20 protein-coding genes are annotated in these 18168 nt (G+C 59.9%); 11 read left to right on the top strand and 9 right to left on the bottom strand.

Annotation, left to right across the window (positions count from 1 at the left end; genetic code table 11):
- Nucleotides 1-76 precede the first annotated feature (76 nt).
- The 5 genes from QZR14_RS05585 to QZR14_RS05565 all read right to left on the bottom strand — a co-directional run bounded on the left by QZR14_RS05585 (nucleotide 77) and on the right by QZR14_RS05565 (nucleotide 4426).
- Complete coding sequence (locus QZR14_RS05585; RefSeq protein ID WP_250607409.1) at nucleotides 77-1099, bottom strand: SIS domain-containing protein; 1023 nt, start codon at nucleotides 1097-1099, stop codon at nucleotides 77-79.
- The gene (nagA, locus tag QZR14_RS05580) at nucleotides 1080-2186 is read right to left on the bottom strand and encodes an N-acetylglucosamine-6-phosphate deacetylase (RefSeq protein WP_311996074.1); all 1107 of its coding nucleotides are present in this window, start codon (nucleotides 2184-2186) and stop codon (nucleotides 1080-1082) included. The genes QZR14_RS05585 and nagA overlap by 20 nt, the downstream gene beginning before the upstream one ends.
- Before the next feature lie 40 nt (nucleotides 2187-2226).
- Nucleotides 2227-2958 carry a GntR family transcriptional regulator gene (locus QZR14_RS05575; protein ID WP_093436861.1) on the bottom strand — a complete coding sequence of 244 codons (732 nt, stop codon included), beginning with the start codon at nucleotides 2956-2958 and terminating at the stop codon, nucleotides 2227-2229.
- A gap of 287 nt (nucleotides 2959-3245) precedes the next feature.
- Nucleotides 3246-3761 (bottom strand): L,D-transpeptidase family protein, encoded by a 516-nt coding sequence (locus tag QZR14_RS05570; RefSeq protein ID WP_095050942.1) that lies wholly within the window; start codon nucleotides 3759-3761, stop codon nucleotides 3246-3248.
- A 113-nt stretch (nucleotides 3762-3874) separates the two neighbouring features.
- Entirely contained in the window at nucleotides 3875-4426 is a 552-nt protein-coding gene (locus QZR14_RS05565; RefSeq protein WP_007909002.1) for an NUDIX hydrolase, read from the bottom strand.
- Between the two features lie 147 nt (nucleotides 4427-4573).
- Here QZR14_RS05565 and QZR14_RS05560 point away from each other — a divergent pair, with 147 nt between their 5' ends.
- The 5 genes from QZR14_RS05560 to purT all read left to right on the top strand — a co-directional run bounded on the left by QZR14_RS05560 (nucleotide 4574) and on the right by purT (nucleotide 8038).
- Complete coding sequence (locus tag QZR14_RS05560) at nucleotides 4574-5173, top strand: CoA pyrophosphatase (protein ID WP_311996073.1); 600 nt, start codon at nucleotides 4574-4576, stop codon at nucleotides 5171-5173.
- Between the two features lie 62 nt (nucleotides 5174-5235).
- On the top strand, nucleotides 5236-5760 hold the full coding sequence (locus QZR14_RS05555; protein WP_095138284.1) for a gamma carbonic anhydrase family protein: 525 nt from the start codon (nucleotides 5236-5238) through the stop codon (nucleotides 5758-5760).
- Nucleotides 5757-5966 (top strand): DUF1289 domain-containing protein, encoded by a 210-nt coding sequence (locus tag QZR14_RS05550; RefSeq protein ID WP_250607417.1) that lies wholly within the window; start codon nucleotides 5757-5759, stop codon nucleotides 5964-5966. The genes QZR14_RS05555 and QZR14_RS05550 overlap by 4 nt, the downstream gene beginning before the upstream one ends.
- A gap of 322 nt (nucleotides 5967-6288) precedes the next feature.
- Nucleotides 6289-6756, top strand: coding sequence for a VUT family protein (locus QZR14_RS05545; protein ID WP_095050338.1), 468 nt, complete (start codon nucleotides 6289-6291; stop codon nucleotides 6754-6756).
- A 100-nt stretch (nucleotides 6757-6856) separates the two neighbouring features.
- Nucleotides 6857-8038, top strand: coding sequence for a formate-dependent phosphoribosylglycinamide formyltransferase (gene purT / locus QZR14_RS05540; RefSeq protein WP_311996072.1), 1182 nt, complete (start codon nucleotides 6857-6859; stop codon nucleotides 8036-8038).
- A 114-nt stretch (nucleotides 8039-8152) separates the two neighbouring features.
- On the opposite strand, the gene QZR14_RS05535 is transcribed toward purT, so the two are convergent.
- The 3 genes from QZR14_RS05535 to QZR14_RS05525 form a co-directional block, all read right to left on the bottom strand.
- Nucleotides 8153-9469, bottom strand: coding sequence for an MFS transporter (locus QZR14_RS05535; protein WP_311996071.1), 1317 nt, complete (start codon nucleotides 9467-9469; stop codon nucleotides 8153-8155).
- Between the two features lie 318 nt (nucleotides 9470-9787).
- A complete protein-coding gene (locus QZR14_RS05530; protein WP_250607421.1) occupies nucleotides 9788-11029 on the bottom strand; it encodes a transporter associated domain-containing protein in 1242 nt (413 codons plus the stop codon).
- Nucleotides 11030-11041: 12 nt separating this feature from the next.
- On the bottom strand, nucleotides 11042-11854 hold the full coding sequence (locus QZR14_RS05525; protein WP_250607423.1) for a cytochrome C assembly family protein: 813 nt from the start codon (nucleotides 11852-11854) through the stop codon (nucleotides 11042-11044).
- Between the two features lie 210 nt (nucleotides 11855-12064).
- Between QZR14_RS05525 and ffh the strand changes: the two genes are divergently transcribed.
- The 6 genes from ffh (at nucleotide 12065) to QZR14_RS05495 (ending at nucleotide 16253) form a co-directional block, all read left to right on the top strand.
- Nucleotides 12065-13441 carry a signal recognition particle protein gene (ffh, locus tag QZR14_RS05520; protein WP_093436823.1) on the top strand — a complete coding sequence of 459 codons (1377 nt, stop codon included), beginning with the start codon at nucleotides 12065-12067 and terminating at the stop codon, nucleotides 13439-13441.
- 311 nt (nucleotides 13442-13752) lie between these two features.
- Nucleotides 13753-14004, top strand: coding sequence for a 30S ribosomal protein S16 (gene rpsP, locus QZR14_RS05515; RefSeq protein WP_003198088.1), 252 nt, complete (start codon nucleotides 13753-13755; stop codon nucleotides 14002-14004).
- A gap of 5 nt (nucleotides 14005-14009) precedes the next feature.
- Nucleotides 14010-14546: a ribosome maturation factor RimM gene (gene rimM, locus QZR14_RS05510; protein ID WP_085688896.1), complete on the top strand. Its 537-nt coding sequence runs from the start codon at nucleotides 14010-14012 to the stop codon at nucleotides 14544-14546.
- A gap of 2 nt (nucleotides 14547-14548) precedes the next feature.
- The gene (trmD, locus tag QZR14_RS05505) at nucleotides 14549-15301 is read left to right on the top strand and encodes a tRNA (guanosine(37)-N1)-methyltransferase TrmD (protein ID WP_008081628.1); all 753 of its coding nucleotides are present in this window, start codon (nucleotides 14549-14551) and stop codon (nucleotides 15299-15301) included.
- A gap of 45 nt (nucleotides 15302-15346) precedes the next feature.
- Nucleotides 15347-15697, top strand: a complete 351-nt coding sequence (gene rplS, locus QZR14_RS05500) for a 50S ribosomal protein L19 (protein WP_003175895.1) — start codon at nucleotides 15347-15349, stop codon at nucleotides 15695-15697.
- Nucleotides 15698-15839: 142 nt separating this feature from the next.
- Nucleotides 15840-16253, top strand: a complete 414-nt coding sequence (locus QZR14_RS05495) for an acyl-CoA thioesterase (protein ID WP_093436815.1) — start codon at nucleotides 15840-15842, stop codon at nucleotides 16251-16253.
- 32 nt (nucleotides 16254-16285) lie between these two features.
- On the opposite strand, the gene QZR14_RS05490 is transcribed toward QZR14_RS05495, so the two are convergent.
- Nucleotides 16286-18094 carry a cation:proton antiporter gene (locus QZR14_RS05490; RefSeq protein WP_311996070.1) on the bottom strand — a complete coding sequence of 603 codons (1809 nt, stop codon included), beginning with the start codon at nucleotides 18092-18094 and terminating at the stop codon, nucleotides 16286-16288.
- Nucleotides 18095-18168: the final 74 nt, after the last annotated feature.

The raw sequence follows: 18168 nt of genomic DNA, 5'->3' as shown, positions 1-18168 counted from the left end.
GATCTTTTGATCTTGTTTTTTGTGAATCAAAATCAAAAGATCGCAGCCTTCGGCAGCTCCTACAGGTTTTCTTCAATTAATGCGTGCGGGTCACTTTGCTCAGGTGACGTGGCTGATCCGGGTCCATGCCACGGGCCACGGCCAGACCTGCGGCCATCACGTAGAAGCTCTGGATCGCCAGAATCGGATCAAGGGCCGGGTGCTCGGCGCGGGTCAGGGTCAGGTCGCGCTCGCTGACATCGTCCGGCGCAGCGAGCAATACGCGAGCACCGCGTTGGCGCATTTCCGCCGCGAGACTCAACAGACCTGCCTGCTCGGCGCCGCGTGGTGCGAAGACCAGCAGCGGGTAGTGTTCGTCGATCAGTGCCATCGGGCCGTGACGGACTTCGGCGCTGCTGAACGCTTCAGCCTGAATCGCCGAGGTTTCCTTGAATTTCAGCGCCGCCTCTTGGGCGATGGCAAACCCGGCACCCCTGCCGATGACCATCAAACGCTCGCAATCGCGCAGCGCTTCGATGGCCACGCTCCAGTCCTGTTTGGCGGCTTCGCGCAGGCCTTCCGGTAGGGCATTGCCAGCCTCGAGCAATTCGCTGTCCTCTTTCCAGTGCGCAATCAACCGGGCGCTGGCGCTGAGGGTGGCGATAAAACTCTTGGTCGCGGCGACGCTGCTTTCAGTCCCGGCGAGCAGTGGCACGCTGAACTCACACGCGGCTTCCAATGGCGAATCGGCGGCGTTGACCATCGACACACTGAGCGCGCCTCGCTTGCGCAACAGGCGCAGGCTGTTGACCAGGTCCGGGCTCTGCCCCGATTGCGAAAAGGCGAACGCGACCTGACCGCTGACTTTCAACGGCGCCTGCTGCATGGTCACCACCGACATCGGCAACGACGCCACCGGCACACCCAATTGCTGCATGGTCAGGTAGGCGAAGTAGCTCGCCGCATGGTCGGAACTGCCGCGAGCCACAGTCATTGCCACTTGCGGTGGCTGACGGCGCAGGCGCCCGGCGATCTCGATCATTGCCGGGTCGAGTTGTTGCAGTTGGGCTTGCACGGCCTCGAACGAGGACAGCGCCTCCTCAAGCATTTTTGAAGTCAATGTCTTCTCCTTCGACCATGACGGCGGTCAGTGTGAGTGAGCGATCCAGCCGCACGCAGTCGGCCCAGGCCCCAGGTGCAAGGCGCCCGCGTTCAGTAATGCCGAGATAGTCGGCGGGGAATTGCGAAAGACGTTGCGAGGCCTCGCTGATCGGCAAACCGATCTTCACCAGGTTGCGCAGGGCCTGATCCATGGTCAGCGTGCTGCCGGCCAACGTGCCGTCCGGCAGGCGTACGCCGCCCAGGCATTTGGTCACGGTGTGGCTGCCGAGCTTGTATTCGCCATCGGGCATGCCGGCAGCGGCGGTCGAATCGGTGACGCAATACAGGCAAGGGATCGAGCGCAGGGCCACGCGGATCGCGCCGGGATGCACGTGCAGCAAATCCGGGATCAGCTCGGCGAATTTGGCGTGGGCCAGCGCGGCGCCGACGATGCCCGGCTCGCGGTGATGCAGCGGGCTCATGGCGTTATAGAGATGGGTGAAACTGGTCGCGCCGGCATCGAGGGCGGCAACGCCTTCCTCGTAACTGCCGAGGGTGTGGCCGATCTGCATGCGGATGCCACGGCTGCTCAGCTCACGGATCAAACCGTCGTGGCCGGCGATTTCCGGGGCGATGGTGATCACGCGGATCGGCGCCAGTGCCAGATATTCTTCGACTTCGGCCATCAACGCGGTGTGGGCGAAGTTCGGTTGCGCGCCGAGTTTTCCCGGGTTGATGTACGGGCCTTCGAGGTGTACGCCGAGGACCCGCGCGGCACCTTGCGGACGCTGTTCGCAGAATTCTCCGACTTCCTTCAGCACGCTGGAGATCTCGGCGCTCGGCGCGGTCATGGTGGTGGCCAGCAGCGAGGTGGTGCCGAAACGCACGTGGGTTTTGGTGATGGTTTCGAAAGCGCTGGCGCCTTCCATGATGTCTTTGCCACCGCCGCCGTGGACGTGCAGATCGATGAAGCCGGGCAGCAGATATGGCAGGTCATTGTCGGCCGGATCGCAGGGTACGCCTTCGATCGACACGACTTTGCCGTGTTCGTGGACCAGCCGGCCGCGAATCCAGCCGCTGGCGGTAAGGATGTTGTCTTCGGACATTTTGGTTCTCGCTTGTGGCCGCGCTTATCGACGCAGCTCTTTATCTACGAAGCTCTGCAACAAAGTCGTAGTAGTCGTTGCGGCAATAGGTGTCGGTGACTTCGATCGGCGTGTTGTCTTCGAGGTAGCCGACCCGGGTCATCAGCAGCATCGCGGTGCCGGGGGCGATGCCGACCAGCGCGGCGAACTCGTCCGAGGCGTTGATCGCCTGGATGTGCTGCAGGGCGCGGACGATCGGTTTGCCGATGCCGTCGAGGTATTCGTAGAGCGAATCACCGACCAATTGCGGCTTGGGCATGATCGAGGCGGGCAGGGTGCTCATTTCGATGGCCATGACCGTGTCATCGGCTTTGCGCAGACGCTTCATGCGCGCGACCTTGTCGTTCGGCGACAGGCTGAGGCGGATCAGTTCTTCGTGGGTCGGCAGGGTGATTTCCCGCTCCAGCCATTGCGAGCTGGGTACGAAACCCTTGAGGCGGAGCATTTCGCTGAAACCCGAAAGGCGTGACAGCGGTTGTTCGAGGCGTGGTGTGATGAAGGTGCCGGAACCTTGCAAACGACGGATCAGGCCTTGATCGAGCAGGACTTCCAGGGCCTTGCGCGCAGTCACCCGGGAGATGCCCAGTTGCTCGCTGAGGTTGCGTTCCGAAGGCATTGCCTGTTCGGACTTCCACTGCCCGGCATGAATCGCCGCTTCCAGATTGCGCGCCAGCTGCAAGTACAGCGGCGTCGGCTGGGAGTCGTCCGGGCGTAGGGTATGGAGGTCGTTCATGTAGGGCATTTCCGTCGCGAGTATAGGATTGTTGTTGCTCGCTTGTGGGGCGGAAATTAATACCACTTGAATACCATGTCAACGCGATGAAACAGCGCCATGTCTAATGAATTGGCGGTATTCAGGGGGTGTGGTTTCAAGTGGTATTAGTGGTGGGCTAGGAAAAGCAAAAGATCGCAGCCTGCGGCAGCTCCTACAGTTGAGAGTGGTATCACCCTTGTAGGAGCTGCCGCAGGCTGCGATCTTTTTGATTTATTTTTTAATGCCGACCAATGGTCGTGAGGAAGTTAAGGGCGGATCTCGACCATCGTGCCGTCCGGCACCAGGTTCCACACTTCGCGCATGTCGACGTTACGCATGGCGACGCAGCCGTCAGTCCAGTCGAGGGTGTGGAACAGGTCTTCCGGGGTTTCTTCCGAGTCCGGCGTGCCGTGGATCATGATCATCCCGCCGGGCTCGACGCCTTCACGGCGGGCGCGGGCCGAATCGCTGATGTTCGGGTAGGAAATGTGCATCGACAGATTGAATTTGTCGCTGGTCTTGCGCCAGTCGATCCAATAGAAACCTTCTGGCGTGCGCTTGTCGCCTTCTATCAGTTTCGGACCTTTCTTCGCGCCTTTGCCCAGGGAAATGCGATAGGTCTTCAGCGGCTTGCCGTCGGCGATCAACTGCAGTTGATGCGCGGATTTAAGCACCAGAACTTTTTCGATAAGAGGTGTATTCGACGGCGTCACGGTGGTCACGAATGACGCTTGGGAGACGGTAACGAACGACAGGCAAAACAGGGCAAGCAACCAGCGCATTGAAACGATTCCCCAGGGAGTGACGCAGATAACCAACATTTTATATGTATGTGTACATGTAGGCGCTGCCGAAGGCTGCGATCTTTTTGTCGGCCATCATGCCAATGTCTTGATTAAATAATGACCGGCTGCGCCAACGGAGGAATCGATTCAGACCGAACCGGATACGCCTCGATACGCCGATCAGCGAAGAAGCATTCTAAGGTACGCCCCACCGTGCGGAAAGCCAGCTCGTCCCAGGGAATGTCGGCTTCGTCGAATAGTTGTACTTCGAGGCTCTCGGGGCCGGCGGCAAAGTCCAGGTCGACCAGTTCGGCGCGGAAGAACACATGCACCTGACTGATGTGCGGTACGTCGATCAGCGTGTAGATACTCAGGTTGCGCACCCGGGCGCAGGCTTCTTCGGCGGTTTCGCGTACGGCGGCCTGCTCGATGGTCTCGCCGTTCTCCATGAAGCCGGCGGGCAAGGTCCAGTAGCCGAGACGCGGCTCGATGGCGCGGCGGCAGAGCAACACTTTTGTTCCCCAGGTCGGTACGCAACCGGCAACGATATTGGGGTTTTGATAGTGAATGGTCTGACAGCTGTCACAGACAAATCGCAGCCGCGAATCGCCTTCGGGAATGCGCTGGGTGACCGGGTTACCGCAGTGGCTGCAAAATTTCATGCTGGGCTTCCTGAATGCTGCGCCTATCTTGGCGTGCAGCGGTGCCGGTCGGCAAGTTGTCGTTTCGCGACACGACGGGTTTCGGGGGCTTGGGCGCTCGCAACGATTGGTGCATGATGCAGAGTAAGGCACAGATCGAGAACACTCATGCTGGACGAGCTACTGCATAGGGTTAGCAACCACACACCGCGCACGCTGGAGACCGATACACGTTTCCCCGAGGCCGCCGTTCTGGTGCCGATCACCCGCAGTGACGAGCCGGAACTGGTCCTGACCTTGCGCGCCAGCGGGCTCTCGACCCATGGCGGCGAAGTCGCTTTCCCAGGTGGTCGGCGTGATCCGGAAGATCCGGACCTGATCTTCACCGCGCTGCGCGAAGCCGAAGAAGAGATCGGCCTGCCGCCGGGACTGGTCGAAGTCATCGGCCCGCTCAGTCCGCTGATCTCCCTGCACGGCATCAAGGTCACGCCGTATGTTGGCGTCATCCCCGACTTTGTCGAGTATCTGGCCAACGATGCCGAGATTGCCGCGGTGTTCACTGTGCCACTGGAATTCTTCCGCAAAGACCCTCGTGAACATACGCACCGCATCGACTATCAGGGCCGCAGCTGGTACGTGCCGAGTTATCGATTTGGTGAATACAAGATCTGGGGGCTGACGGCGATCATGATCGTCGAGTTGATCAATCTGCTCTATGACGCCAAGATCAGTCTGCACCAACCGCCGAAAACCTTTCTTGATACTTGAAAGCATCATTACCTGAGCCATCGGCAGAGTGGCCATTCACCGTGAGCCCTGAGGAAAACAAGATGAAATACCGCTTGGGCGACGCCCGTGTCGAGACCCACCCACAGAGCTGGGTCGCGCCCAATGCCGTGCTGGTGGGCAAGGTCAAGCTCGAAGAGGGCGCCAATGTCTGGTTCAACGCCGTGCTGCGCGGCGACAACGAACTGATCCTGATCGGCAAGAACAGCAACGTCCAGGACGGCACGGTGATGCACACCGACATGGGCTATCCGCTGACCATCGGTACCGGCGTGACCATCGGCCACAACGCCATGCTCCACGGCTGCACCGTTGGCGACTACAGCCTGATCGGCATCAACGCGGTGATTCTCAACGGCGCGAAGATCGGCAAGAACTGCATCATCGGCGCCAACTCGTTGATTGGTGAAGGCAAGGAAATTCCCGACGGTTCGCTGGTGATGGGCTCGCCTGGCAAAGTTGTGCGCGAGTTGACCGAGGCGCAGAAGAAGATGCTCGAAGCCAGCGCCGCCCACTATGTGCATAACTCGCAGCGTTATGCCCGTGATCTGGTTGAGCAAGAAGAATGAGCGCAGCCGAAAGACCCGTCGCTTCGCCGTGCGTGAATATCTGTGCGCTGGATGAGGCTGACATTTGTACTGGCTGCCAGCGTACGGTCGCGGAGATCACCCGCTGGGGGCGCATGACCAATGACGAGCGCCGCGTGGTGCTGGGGTTGTGTCATGAGCGGGCGAAGGCGAGTGGGTTGGTGTGGATGATCCCTTCGAAATCGTGATCGGCTTGAGGGTGCCCTCACCCTAACCCTCTCCCAGGGGGAGAGGGGACTGACCGAGGTGCCTTTCGCTATACGCCGACCTGAGCTATTGAGTCGAACTCAGGTTTGAAAAGCCCCCGATCGGCTCCCTTTCCCCCTCGCCTGAAGGAAAGTGATTGTTCGAGCTGCACCGAACTGCGTTATCGAGTCGAACTCGGGAGTCGATTCAACGAAGATCTGCTCCCTTTCCCCCTTGCCCCCTTGGGGGAGAGGGCTGGGGTGAGGGGGTAGCTCTTGATCTGCCGGTCAAGTAACCTGTGCGCCAATCTGACAGGTCACCTCCATGATTTTCCTCATCGCCTACATCAGCAGCGTTGTGCTGATCAACTTCGCCTTCTCCACCGCGCCACACCTGGACATCATCTGGTCGGCCTGGGGCGGCTTGGTGTTCGTGTTGCGCGACATGGTGCAAACCCGTTTCGGCCACGGCGCGCTGGTGGCGATGCTGGCGGCGCTGGTGCTGTCTTATGTCACCTCCGATCCGTCCATCGCGCTGGCCAGCGCCACGGCGTTCGCGGTGTCCGAGATCATCGACTGGCTGGTGTTCAGCATCACCAAGCGGCCATTGCGCGACCGCTTGTGGATCAGTTCGGCGCTGAGCATTCCCCTTGATACCTTCATTTTCTTCGGCATGATCGACCTGCTGACGCCGCCGGTGATCATCACCGCACTGGCTTCGAAATTCGCCGGCGTCACTGCCGTCTGGCTGATCATGGCCTGGCGCGAGCGTAAACAGGCTGTCGCCGGCTGAAGCCAAACCCTCAGGTTCATGTAAAATGCCGCGCTTTCTCCCCATGGAAAGCGCGTCTGGCGTTGCTTTCCTCGATGATCCGCTTCTTTGAGGACCTGAGATGACCCGTATCGGAACTCCATTGTCGCCGACCGCGACCCGCGTATTGCTGTGTGGCTGTGGTGAGTTGGGCAAGGAAGTGGTGATCGAGCTGCAACGCCTGGGCGTTGAAGTGATTGCCGTCGACCGTTACGCCAACGCGCCGGCCATGCAGGTCGCGCACCGCAGCCACGTGATCAACATGCTCGACGGCGCCGCTCTGCGTGCCGTGATCGAAGCCGAGAAGCCGCACTTCATCGTGCCGGAAATCGAAGCCATCGCCACCGCCACCCTGGTCGAACTGGAAGCCGAAGGCTTCACCGTGATCCCGACCGCGCGCGCGGCGCAACTGACCATGAACCGCGAAGGCATCCGTCGTCTCGCCGCTGAAGACCTGGACCTGCCGACCTCGCCGTACCACTTTGCCGACACCTTCGAGGATTACAGCAAAGCCGTTCAGGACCTGGGCTTTCCATGCGTCGTTAAACCTGTAATGAGTTCGTCGGGCAAAGGCCAGAGCCTGCTGCGCAGCGCCGATGACGTACAGAAGGCCTGGGATTACGCGCAAGAGGGCGGTCGTGCCGGCAAAGGCCGGGTGATCATCGAGGGCTTCATCGATTTCGACTACGAAATCACCCTGCTGACCGTGCGCCATATCGGTGGCACCACGTTCTGCGCGCCGGTCGGTCACCGTCAGGAGAAGGGCGACTATCAGGAATCCTGGCAGCCGCAGGCCATGAGCCCGATTGCCCTGGCTGAATCCGAGCGCGTTGCCAAAGCGGTAACCGAAGCGCTGGGTGGCCGTGGTCTGTTCGGCGTTGAATTGTTCATCAAAGGTGATCAGGTGTGGTTCAGCGAAGTCTCGCCGCGTCCGCATGACACCGGTCTGGTGACCTTGATTTCGCAGGACCTGTCGCAGTTTGCGCTGCACGCACGCGCCATTCTCGGCCTGCCGGTGCCGCTGATCCGTCAGTTCGGCCCTTCGGCTTCGGCGGTGATTCTGGTGGAAGGGCAGTCGACCCAGACTGCCTTCGCCAACCTCGGCGCCGCGCTGAGCGAGCCGGATACGGCGCTGCGTCTGTTCGGCAAGCCAGAGGTCAATGGTCAGCGTCGCATGGGCGTGGCCTTGGCGCGGGATGAGTCGATCGAGGCTGCGCGAGCCAAGGCGACCCGCGCTGCTCAGGCTGTTGTGGTAGAGCTGTAAACCGAGGCGCGTCTATCGCGGGCAAGCCCGCTCCCACAGGTTTTTTGGTTGTGCACAAAATGTGCGATCAACGGAGAACCCTGTGGGAGCGGGCTTGCCCGCGATAGCGATCTGTCAGGCAACCTGATTCAGATCGTTGCCACGCGTTTCCTTCAGGCACAGCACCGCTATCAGGCTAAGCACTGCCGCCGCCGATACATACCCGCCGACATAACTCAAACCGCCCATCGCCACCAGTTTCTGCGCGAAGAACGGTGCCGCCGAGGCGCCGACGATTCCGCCCAGGTTGTAAGCGGCCGATGCGCCGGTATAACGCACGTGAGTCGGAAACAGCTCGGGCAACAGCGCCCCCATCGGTGCAAACGTCACGCCCATCAAGAACAGCTCGATGCACAGAAACAGCGCCACGCCCCAGGTCGAGCCCTGAGTCAGCAATGGCTCCATCAGAAATCCAGACAAAATTGCCAGCACGCCACCGATGATCAGCACCGGTTTGCGCCCGTAACGGTCGCTGGCCCAGGCTGACAAAGGCGTCGCGGCGGCCATGAACAGCACGGCAAAACACAGCAGTCCAAGGAACGTTTCGCGGCTATAGCCCAGTGTGGAAACTCCGTAACTCAGGGAGAACACCGTCGAGATATAGAACAGCGCATAGCAAACCACCATCGCCCCGGCGCCCAACAACGTCGGCGCCCAGTACTGACTGAACAGCTCGACCAGCGGCACTTTCACCCGTTCCTGACGGGCGATGGCATTGGCGAACACCGGGGTTTCATGGAGTTTCAGGCGCACATACAGGCCGACCATCACCAACGCCGCGCTGAGCAGAAACGGAATCCGCCAGCCCCAGCTGCGGAACTGCTCGTCAGTGAGCGTCATGGCCAGGGTCAGGAACAAACCGTTCGCTGCCAGAAAACCAATCGAAGGCCCGAGCTGGGGAAACATGCCAAACCACGCGCGTTTGCCCTTCGGCGCATTTTCCGTGGCGAGCAATGCGGCACCGCCCCATTCGCCGCCCAGTCCCAGACCCTGACCGAAGCGCAGCACGCACAACAGAATCGGCGCCCAGGCGCCGATACTGTCGTAGCCCGGCAGAACGCCGATCAGCGTGGTGCACACGCCCATCAACAGCAAGGAGGCGACCAGTGTCGATTTACGCCCGATGCGGTCACCGAAATGGCCGAACAACGCCGAACCCAGCGGACGGGCCAGAAAGGCGATACCAAAAGTAAGAAACGCCGAGAGCATTTGCGCGGTGCCGGAGGTCTGCGGAAAGAACACCGGCCCGATCACCAGCGCGGCGGCGGTGGCGTAAACGTAGAAATCGTAGAACTCGATCGCGGTGCCGATAAAGCTCGCCGTGGCCACGCGGGTGGCGGAGTTGGTCGGCTGGGCAGACGCGGTGGCGCTGTAAGCGGTAGTGGTCGTCATGCGGTGATCCCTGACAGTCATGAGCTCCATTGGAGCGAATTATTATGGTCGAGCACCCAGGGATGTGGGATGAGGCGCGGTCGCTGTTTCAGGTAGGAACAGTGGCCGGAGTACAGCGAAAATAGCCGAAACCGGTCTAGTGCGGGGTAAGCACGCGGTCTGGCGGGAGCTTGGGTAAGCTGATTCGATTATAGGAAGGGGGCTAACGAATGAACAAGAGCAAAAGATCGTCCGAGCGCGGCTCGAGCCTTGGGCAGCTCCTGCATTTGGAATGCGTTCCCCTGTAGGCGCTGCCGAAGGCTGCGATCTTTTGATCTGTTATCTGGCAGGCACCAAAGCAGGTGCAGAAGAGGTATGCCAGATCAACACCTTGCTCACCCGGTTCTCCTCGGTTTCGAGTATCTCCAGGCGATAACGTCCGATCTTCAAGCAAACCGCGCTCTCGGGAATCGTCTCCAACGCCTCAGTCACCAGACCATTCAGCGTCTTCGGCCCGTCGCTCGGCAAATGCCAGCCCAGGCATTTGTTCAGCTCACGGATCGATGCCGTGCCGTCAATCACCATCCGCCCATCCGGCTGCGGATGAATATGCGGGTTGTCGAGGCTGTGCTCGCTTTCAAACTCGCCGACGATTTCTTCGAGAATGTCTTCCAGTGTGACGATGCCGAGCACTTCGCCGTACTCATCCACGACCATGCCCAGGCGCCGCTGCTGCTTGTGGAAGTTCAGCAGCTGCAGTTGCAGTGGCGTGCTTTCCGGCACGAAATACGGTTCGTAACTGGCGGCCAGCAGCGCTTCGCGAGTCAGATCACCGTTGTTCAGCAGATGCCGGATCTGGCGGGTATTGAGTACCGCTTCAACCTGATTGATGTCGCTATGGAACATCGGCAGGCGCGTGCGCTTGTTATGCCGCAGTTGTTCGATGATTTCTTCGATCGAGTCGTCGAGGTTGATACCGTCGACGTCACTGCGCGGCACCAGGATGTCGTTGACCGTGATGTTGTCCAGTGCATGAATGCCCGAAACCGGGTGTGCCCGGACCGGATGTTCTGGATCGTCATAACGGTCGGCAGGCGAGTCATCTTCGCTTTGCTGCACGACCTGAACCTTGCGCGCAAACGGGGTCATCAGCAAACCGCTGGTACGGCTGAAAAGCCACGCCAGCGGATAAACAATCTTCAGCGGCACGGCCAGCAAGGTATTGCCAAACGCCAGCACCGCATCGGGGTAGCGCTGGGCAACCGTGCGCGGGAAGTAATCGGCAAACACCAGCAGGACGGCGCCGGCACCGAGGCACGCAGCCCAAGGGCCGTTTTCTTCGCAGAGGAAAATCGCCAGCAGCGTCGCAATTACCACGGCCAGCGCGCGGCACAGGGTATTGCAGAGGATCAGGCTGTCGAGCGGGAAGCTCAGCTTCGCCAGCGGTTTATCGCTGGCGCGTGAGGCTGTGCGTTGTGCGAGCAGGTGCTGTTGTGCGATTTCGACGGCGGTAAACATCCCTGACCATAAAATCAGCAGGACAAACACCGCAAGCATCGGCCCTAGGGGCAAACCGTCCATTTATGCCGCCCGTCAGATGTGCAGGATGTATTCGCGAACCAGTTTGCTGCCGAAGTACGCCAACATCAGCAGGCAGAAACCGGCGAGGGTCCAGCGAATCGCCTTGTGACCGCGCCAGCCGAGACGATTGCGGCCCCACAACAGCACGCTGAAGACGATCCAGGCCAGGCACGCCAGCAGGGTTTTGTGCACCAGATGCTGGGCGAACAGGTTCTCGACGAACAGCCAGCCGGAGATCAGCGACAGCGACAGCAGCGTCCAGCCGGCCCAGAGAAAGCCGAACAGCAGGCTTTCCATGGTTTGCAGTGGCGGGAAATTCTTGATCAGCCCGGACGGGTGCTTGTGTTTGAGTTGGTGGTCTTGCACCAGCAGCAACAAGGCCTGGAACACCGCAATGGTGAACATGCCGTAGGCGAGGATCGACAATAGAATGTGCGCGAGGATGCCCGGCTCTTCGTCGATGATCTGCACGGTGCCGGTCGGCGCGAACTGCGCCAGCAGCACGGTGATCGCGCCCAGCGGAAATAGCAGCACCAGCAGGTTTTCCACCGGGATTCGCGAGCAGGCAATCAGTGTCAGCGCGATCACTGCCGCAGCAATCAGGCTCGAGGCGCTGAAGAAGTCCAGGCCCAGGCCGATCGGGGTCAGTAGATGAGTGAGCAGGCTAGCGCTGTGGGCCACGACGGCTAGGACGCCGAGGCTAACCAACAGGCGCTTGTTCGCCTTGGCGCCAGTGGCCAGTCGAGTGCTCTGATACAGGGTCGCAGCGGCATACAGAAGGGCGGCGGCGAGGGTGGTCAATAAACTGGGTGACAAGGGGAGCATAAATCCTGTTAGGCAGGCCCGAAAGACGCTGAGTTTGGCATAGAATCGCCATGGCACGAAAGACTCAGGAAGCTGACAGCGAGGTGTCCGCCGGCCGCAGTCTTCGCTATAATCCGCGACCTGCCCACGCCGCAGGCTCGCCGAGCACATGTTGATTCCGGTCTGGGCCGCCATTATCCCGGTCTACACAGGGCCTGAAAGGATCGCGCAATGTTTGAAAACTTAACCGACCGTCTCTCGCAGACGCTGCGCCATGTCACCGGCAAGGCGAAGCTGACCGAGGACAACATCAAAGACACCCTGCGTGAAGTGCGCATGGCGTTGCTCGAAGCCGACGTCGCCCTGCCGGTGGTCAAGGACTTCGTCAATTCGGTCAAGGAGCGCGCTGTCGGCACCGAGGTGTCGCGCAGCCTGACGCCGGGCCAGGCGTTCGTGAAGATCGTCCAGGCCGAACTCGAAAGCCTGATGGGCGCCGCCAACGAAGATTTGAACCTGAGCGCTGTGCCGCCTGCCGTGATTCTGATGGCTGGTCTGCAAGGTGCGGGTAAAACCACCACCGCTGGCAAACTGGCGCGCTTCCTTAAGGAGCGCAAGAAGAAGTCGGTCATGGTCGTCTCGGCGGACGTTTACCGTCCTGCGGCGATCAAGCAGCTGGAAACCCTGGCCAGCGACATCGGCGTGACGTTCTTCCCGTCCGACCTGAGCCAGAAGCCGGTCGACATCGCCACCGCAGCTATTAAAGAAGCCAAACTGAAATTCATCGACGTGGTCATCGTCGACACCGCCGGTCGTCTGCACATCGACGAAGAGATGATGGGCGAGATCAAGGCGCTGCACGCCGCGATCAACCCGGTCGAAACCCTGTTCGTGGTCGACGCCATGACCGGTCAGGACGCCGCCAACACGGCCAAGGCCTTCGGTGATGCCCTGCCGCTGACCGGTGTGATTCTGACCAAGGTCGACGGCGACGCCCGTGGCGGTGCCGCCCTGTCGGTGCGTGCAATCACCGGCAAGCCGATCAAGTTCATCGGTATGGGCGAGAAGAGCGAAGCGCTCGACCCGTTCCACCCTGAGCGTATCGCTTCGCGGATCCTCGGCATGGGCGACGTGCTCAGTCTGATCGAACAGGCCGAAGCGACCCTCGACAAGGACAAGGCCGATAAACTGGCCAAGAAGTTGAAGAAAGGCAAGGGCTTCGACCTCGAAGACTTCCGCGATCAGCTGCAACAAATGAAGAACATGGGCGGCCTCGGCGGGCTCATGGACAAACTGCCGAGCATCGGTGGCGTCAACCTGTCGCAGATGGGCAATGCCCAGAACGCCGCAGAGAAGCAATTCAAGCAGATGGAAGCCATCATCAATTCCATGACCCCGGCCGAGCGCCGCGACCCTGAGCTGATCAGCGGTTCGCGCAAGCGTCGGATCGCCATGGGTTCCGGTACTCAGGTGCAGGACATCGGTCGCTTGATCAAGCAGCACAAGCAGATGCAGAAGATGATGAAGAAATTCTCCGCCAAGGGCGGAATGGCGAAAATGATGCGCGGCATGGGCGGTATGTTGCCCGGCGGCGGCATGCCGAAAATGTAAGGTGTCCCGTCTCACCCATTCTGCTCGCCAAAAGTGAGCGAAACGGGTGAGACAGGACACCAAGACTTCGCCGGTCGTCGCACCGGCGCAGACCCTGCAAGGACGCAGGATCAACAGCAAACCCGCACTCGGCGGGAGCTGACTGGCCGTTTTCATCGACGGCTCTATATGCAAATCCGCACGGCATGCCATAGGCGCCGGAAAAAGTCATTTGCAAAAGTCCGGATATTCCTTAGAATATGCGGCCTTTCGGGCACCCATGCCCGCTGTGCATTTAGATTTGCAGCACCGACTACAGGAACGATGTTCACATGCTAACAATCCGTCTTGCCCTTGGCGGCTCCAAAAAGCGCCCGTTTTACCACCTGACCGTAACCGACTCGCGTAACCCGCGTGACGGCTCCCACAAAGAACAGGTTGGTTTCTTCAACCCTGTTGCCCGTGGTCAGGAAGTTCGTCTGTCCGTGAACCAAGAGCGCGTAGCCTACTGGCTGAGCGTTGGTGCACAGCCTTCTGAGCGCGTTGCTCAGTTGTTGAAGGAATCTGCCAAGGCTGCGGCCTGAGCAATATGAACGCGACGCCTGCTGTTGCCGATGATTTGATCGTTATTGGCAAAATTTATTCTGTTCATGGCGTTCGCGGCGAAGTGAAGGTTTATTCCTTTACTGATCCGACTGAAAACCTGTTGCAGTACAAAACCTGGACGCTCAAGCGCGAAGGCAATGTGAAACAGGTCGAGCTGGTCAGTGGACGCGGGAGCGACAAGTTCCTGGTCGCAAAGCTCAAGGGTCTTGATGATCGTGAAGAAGCTCGTCTTCTGGCCGGTTACGAGATCTGCGTGCCGCGCAATCTGTTCGCTGAATTGACCGAAGGCGAGTACTACTGGTACCAGCTGGAAGGTCTGAAGGTCATCGACACCCTTGGGCAATTGCTCGGGAAAATCGATCATCTTCTGGAAACCGGCGCCAATGATGTAATGGTCGTCAAGCCTTGCGCTGGCAGCCTGGATGATCGCGAACGCCTGTTGCCCTATACGGAGCAATGCGTGTTGGCCGTCGACCTGGCCGCGGGCGAGATGAAGGTGGATTGGGACGCGGACTTCTAAACGTGGCTAATTTGCGCGTAGAAGTGATCAGTTTGTTTCCCGAGATGTTTTCCGCGATCGGCGACTACGGCATCACCAGTCGTGCGGTCAAACAGGGGCTCTTGCAGCTGACCTGTTGGAATCCGCGAGATTACACGACGGATCGGCATCACACTGTGGACGATCGCCCGTTTGGCGGTGGTCCGGGCATGGTGATGAAGATCAAGCCCCTGGAAGATGCTCTGGTTCAGGCCAAGGCAGCAGCCGGGGAGGCGGCGAAGGTGATTTACCTGTCCCCCCAAGGCCGTCAACTGACTCAGTCGGCGGTACGCGAGCTGGCACAATCGGATGCATTGATCCTGATTGCCGGCCGCTATGAAGGCATTGACGAGCGCTTTATTGAGGCTCATGTCGATGAAGAGTGGTCGATTGGCGACTATGTACTGTCTGGCGGCGAGCTGCCGGCCATGGTCCTGATCGATGCGGTTACACGACTGCTGCCTGGAGCTTTAGGGCATGCGGATTCCGCTGAGGAAGATTCCTTTACGGATGGTCTGCTGGATTGCCCGCACTACACCCGACCTGAGGTGTATGCGGATCAGCGTGTTCCCGACGTGTTGCTGAGTGGCAATCACGCGCATATCCGGCGTTGGCGTTTACAGCAGTCCCTTGGTAGGACCTTTGAACGACGCGCCGATCTTCTGGAAAGCCGCTCGCTTTCTGGAGAAGAGAAGAAGCTGCTCGAGGAATACATCCGCGAGCGGGACGATAGTTAACAACGTATCGATGGTAGATCGAACGATTTACCTTAGGAGCACAGCATGACCAACAAAATCATCCTTGCACTCGAAGCAGAGCAGATGACCAAAGAAATCCCTACCTTCGCCCCAGGCGACACTATTGTCGTTCAGGTGAAAGTGAAGGAAGGCGATCGTTCCCGTCTGCAAGCGTTCGAAGGCGTTGTAATCGCCAAGCGTAACCGCGGCGTGAACAGTGCGTTCACCGTTCGTAAAATCTCCAACGGTGTTGGCGTAGAACGTACTTTCCAGACCTACTCCCCGCAGATCGACAGCATGGCTGTTAAACGTCGCGGTGACGTACGTAAAGCCAAGCTGTACTACCTGCGCGACCTGTCGGGTAAAGCAGCTCGCATCAAGGAAAAACTGGCTTAAGTCCAGCTTCCGATGCAGAAAAAAGCAGCCTACGGGCTGCTTTTTTGTTGCCCGAAATTCCCCCTTTTGCAGGAGCTGCCGAAGGCTGCGATCTTTTGATCTTGCTTTCGATGCGCAATCCACTGTTTACGAGCTGTCCGATATGACCCCCCGCGACCAGGAAATCCAGCGCCGCACCGAACTCTCGGTGACCCGCGTGACCAAGGCTGTCTTCCCGCCGACCACCAACCACCACAACACCTTGTTCGGCGGCACTGCGCTGGCGTGGATGGACGAAGTCTCGTTCATCACCGCTACGCGCTTCTGCCGATTGCCACTGGTGACCGTGTCCACCGACCGCATCGACTTCAATCACGCGATCCCGGCCGGTTCCATCGTCGAGCTGGTCGGGAAGGTGATCAAGGTGGGCAACACCAGCCTCAAGGTCGAAGTGGAAGTGTTTGTCGAGAGCATGAGCTGTGATGGCCGCGAGAAGGCGATCCACGGGCAATTCAGTTTTGTCGCCATTGATGATGACAAGCGGCCGGTGCCGGTGCTGCCCGGGTTTGCGGCCTGATCCGAGACCGCGTCGCGCCCTTCGCGAGCAGGTCAGACGCCGCTGCTCTGAGGCTGAATCAGAGCCAGCACTGTCCACCCGGATCCCGGCTTCACCGTAGTCTCCGGCGTCACCACATGCACCCAGCCACTGTCATCACGCATGAATAGCAAGGTCGCACGATTACCATGCAGCGCGCGGTAATCCTCCCAGCCAAAGCCATCCGTCAGCGTCGTGCTGTACAGTTCGGCACCCTGGCCCATCTGGCTGGCCAGTTTCGCGTAGGTAAACGCCTCGCTGCCCAACTGATTGCCGCGATGCTCGAGGCTGGCGCGGTGCTTGTCACTGCGACGGCTTTCCTGACCGCTGGCCAACCCAAACAGACGCTGATGGCCGAAGTCATGACGGAAACGCATCGCTGCCAAGGTATTCAGCTCACCCGACGGTGACAGCGCCAAAAGATGCCCCAACCCGACCAGATCCAGATGTGCGTCAGCATGCTGTGAGGCCGGGTTGCCGAAGTAGGTCGGCAAACCTTCCATGCGTGCGGCGCGAATGTTTTCCCAACTCGAATCGGTCAGCAGCACCCGACTCCCGAGTTGCTGCAACGACTTGCCCAGTTCCCGGGCCGGACCGTTGGCACCGACGATCAGGAAGCCGCTCGGCGCCGGCTCCGCGACCTTGAGCAGTCGTGCCAGCGGTCGCGCAGTCGCACTTTGCAGGATAACGGTGCCGATGATCACCGCAAACGTCAGCGGCACCAGCAGCAATGCACCCTCGTGCCCGGCCTCATGCAGGCGAATCGCGAAAATCGCCGACACTGCCGCCGCGACAATCCCGCGTGGCGCGATCCAGCACAGCAATGCGCGCTCACGCCAACTCAGACTGGACCCCGCCGTACTGAGCAGTACGTTTAGCGGCCGGGCGACCAACTGAATCACCAACAGCAGAATCAGCACCAGCGGCCCCAGACCGATCAGCGCGTACAGATCCAGCCGCGCTGCCAACAGAATGAACAACCCGGAAATCAACAGCACGCTGAGGTTTTCCTTGAAGTGCAGGATGTGCCGCACATCCACGCCCTTCATGTTCGCCAACCACATGCCCATTAGCGTCACCGCCAGCAGGCCGGACTCATGCATCACTTCGTTGGCGGCAATGAAAATCCCCAGCACCGCCGCCAGCGAGGCGAGGTTATGCAGATACTCCGGCAGCCATTGCCGGCGGATCACCGTGCCGAGCAGCCAGCCACCGACAATGCCGAACACTGCGCCGCAGAGAATCACGCCGCCAAAGGTGAACAAACTCTGCTTGAGCCCATGCCCTTCAGCGCTGGCAATGATGAAGCTGTAGACCACCACGGCGAGGAGGGCGCCGATCGGGTCAATGACGATGCCTTCCCAGCGCAGAATATTGGCGATCGAGGCTTTCGGGCGCACCACGCGCAGCATCGGCACGATCACCGTCGGGCCGGTGACCAGTGTCAGGCTGCCGAACAGGATGGCCAGCATCCAGTCGAAGCCGAGCAGAAAATGCGTGGCGACCGCGATGACAATCCAGGTCGAGATCGCGCCGATGGTCACCAGGCGATGAACGACGCTGCCGATCTCCTTCCACTCCGACAGATGCAGAGTCAGGCTGCCCTCGAACAGAATCAGCGCGACGGCCAGCGACACCAGTGGCATCAGCAGCGGCCCGAACATCTCTTGTGGGTCGAGCCAGCCCAGTACCGGGCCGACCAGAATGCCCGTCAACAACAGAAACAGAATCGCCGGCAGCTTCAGGCGCCAGGCCAGCCATTGGCAACCCAGTGCTGCCGCGCCGATCCCGCCAAATGCCATGAGAATTTGCTGCTCGTTCATTGATGCTCCCTGTTCCTTGAATTAGCGGGCTATGAAAGACTAGCGCCCATTCCTACAGTTCACTCTACATTTGC

This window comes from Pseudomonas sp. rhizo66 (genome assembly GCF_031931925.1).
Lineage (GTDB): Bacteria > Pseudomonadota > Gammaproteobacteria > Pseudomonadales > Pseudomonadaceae > Aquipseudomonas.
The sequence above is the reverse complement of the archived record's forward strand: the minus strand, read 5'-3'. Positions and strand labels throughout refer to the sequence as shown.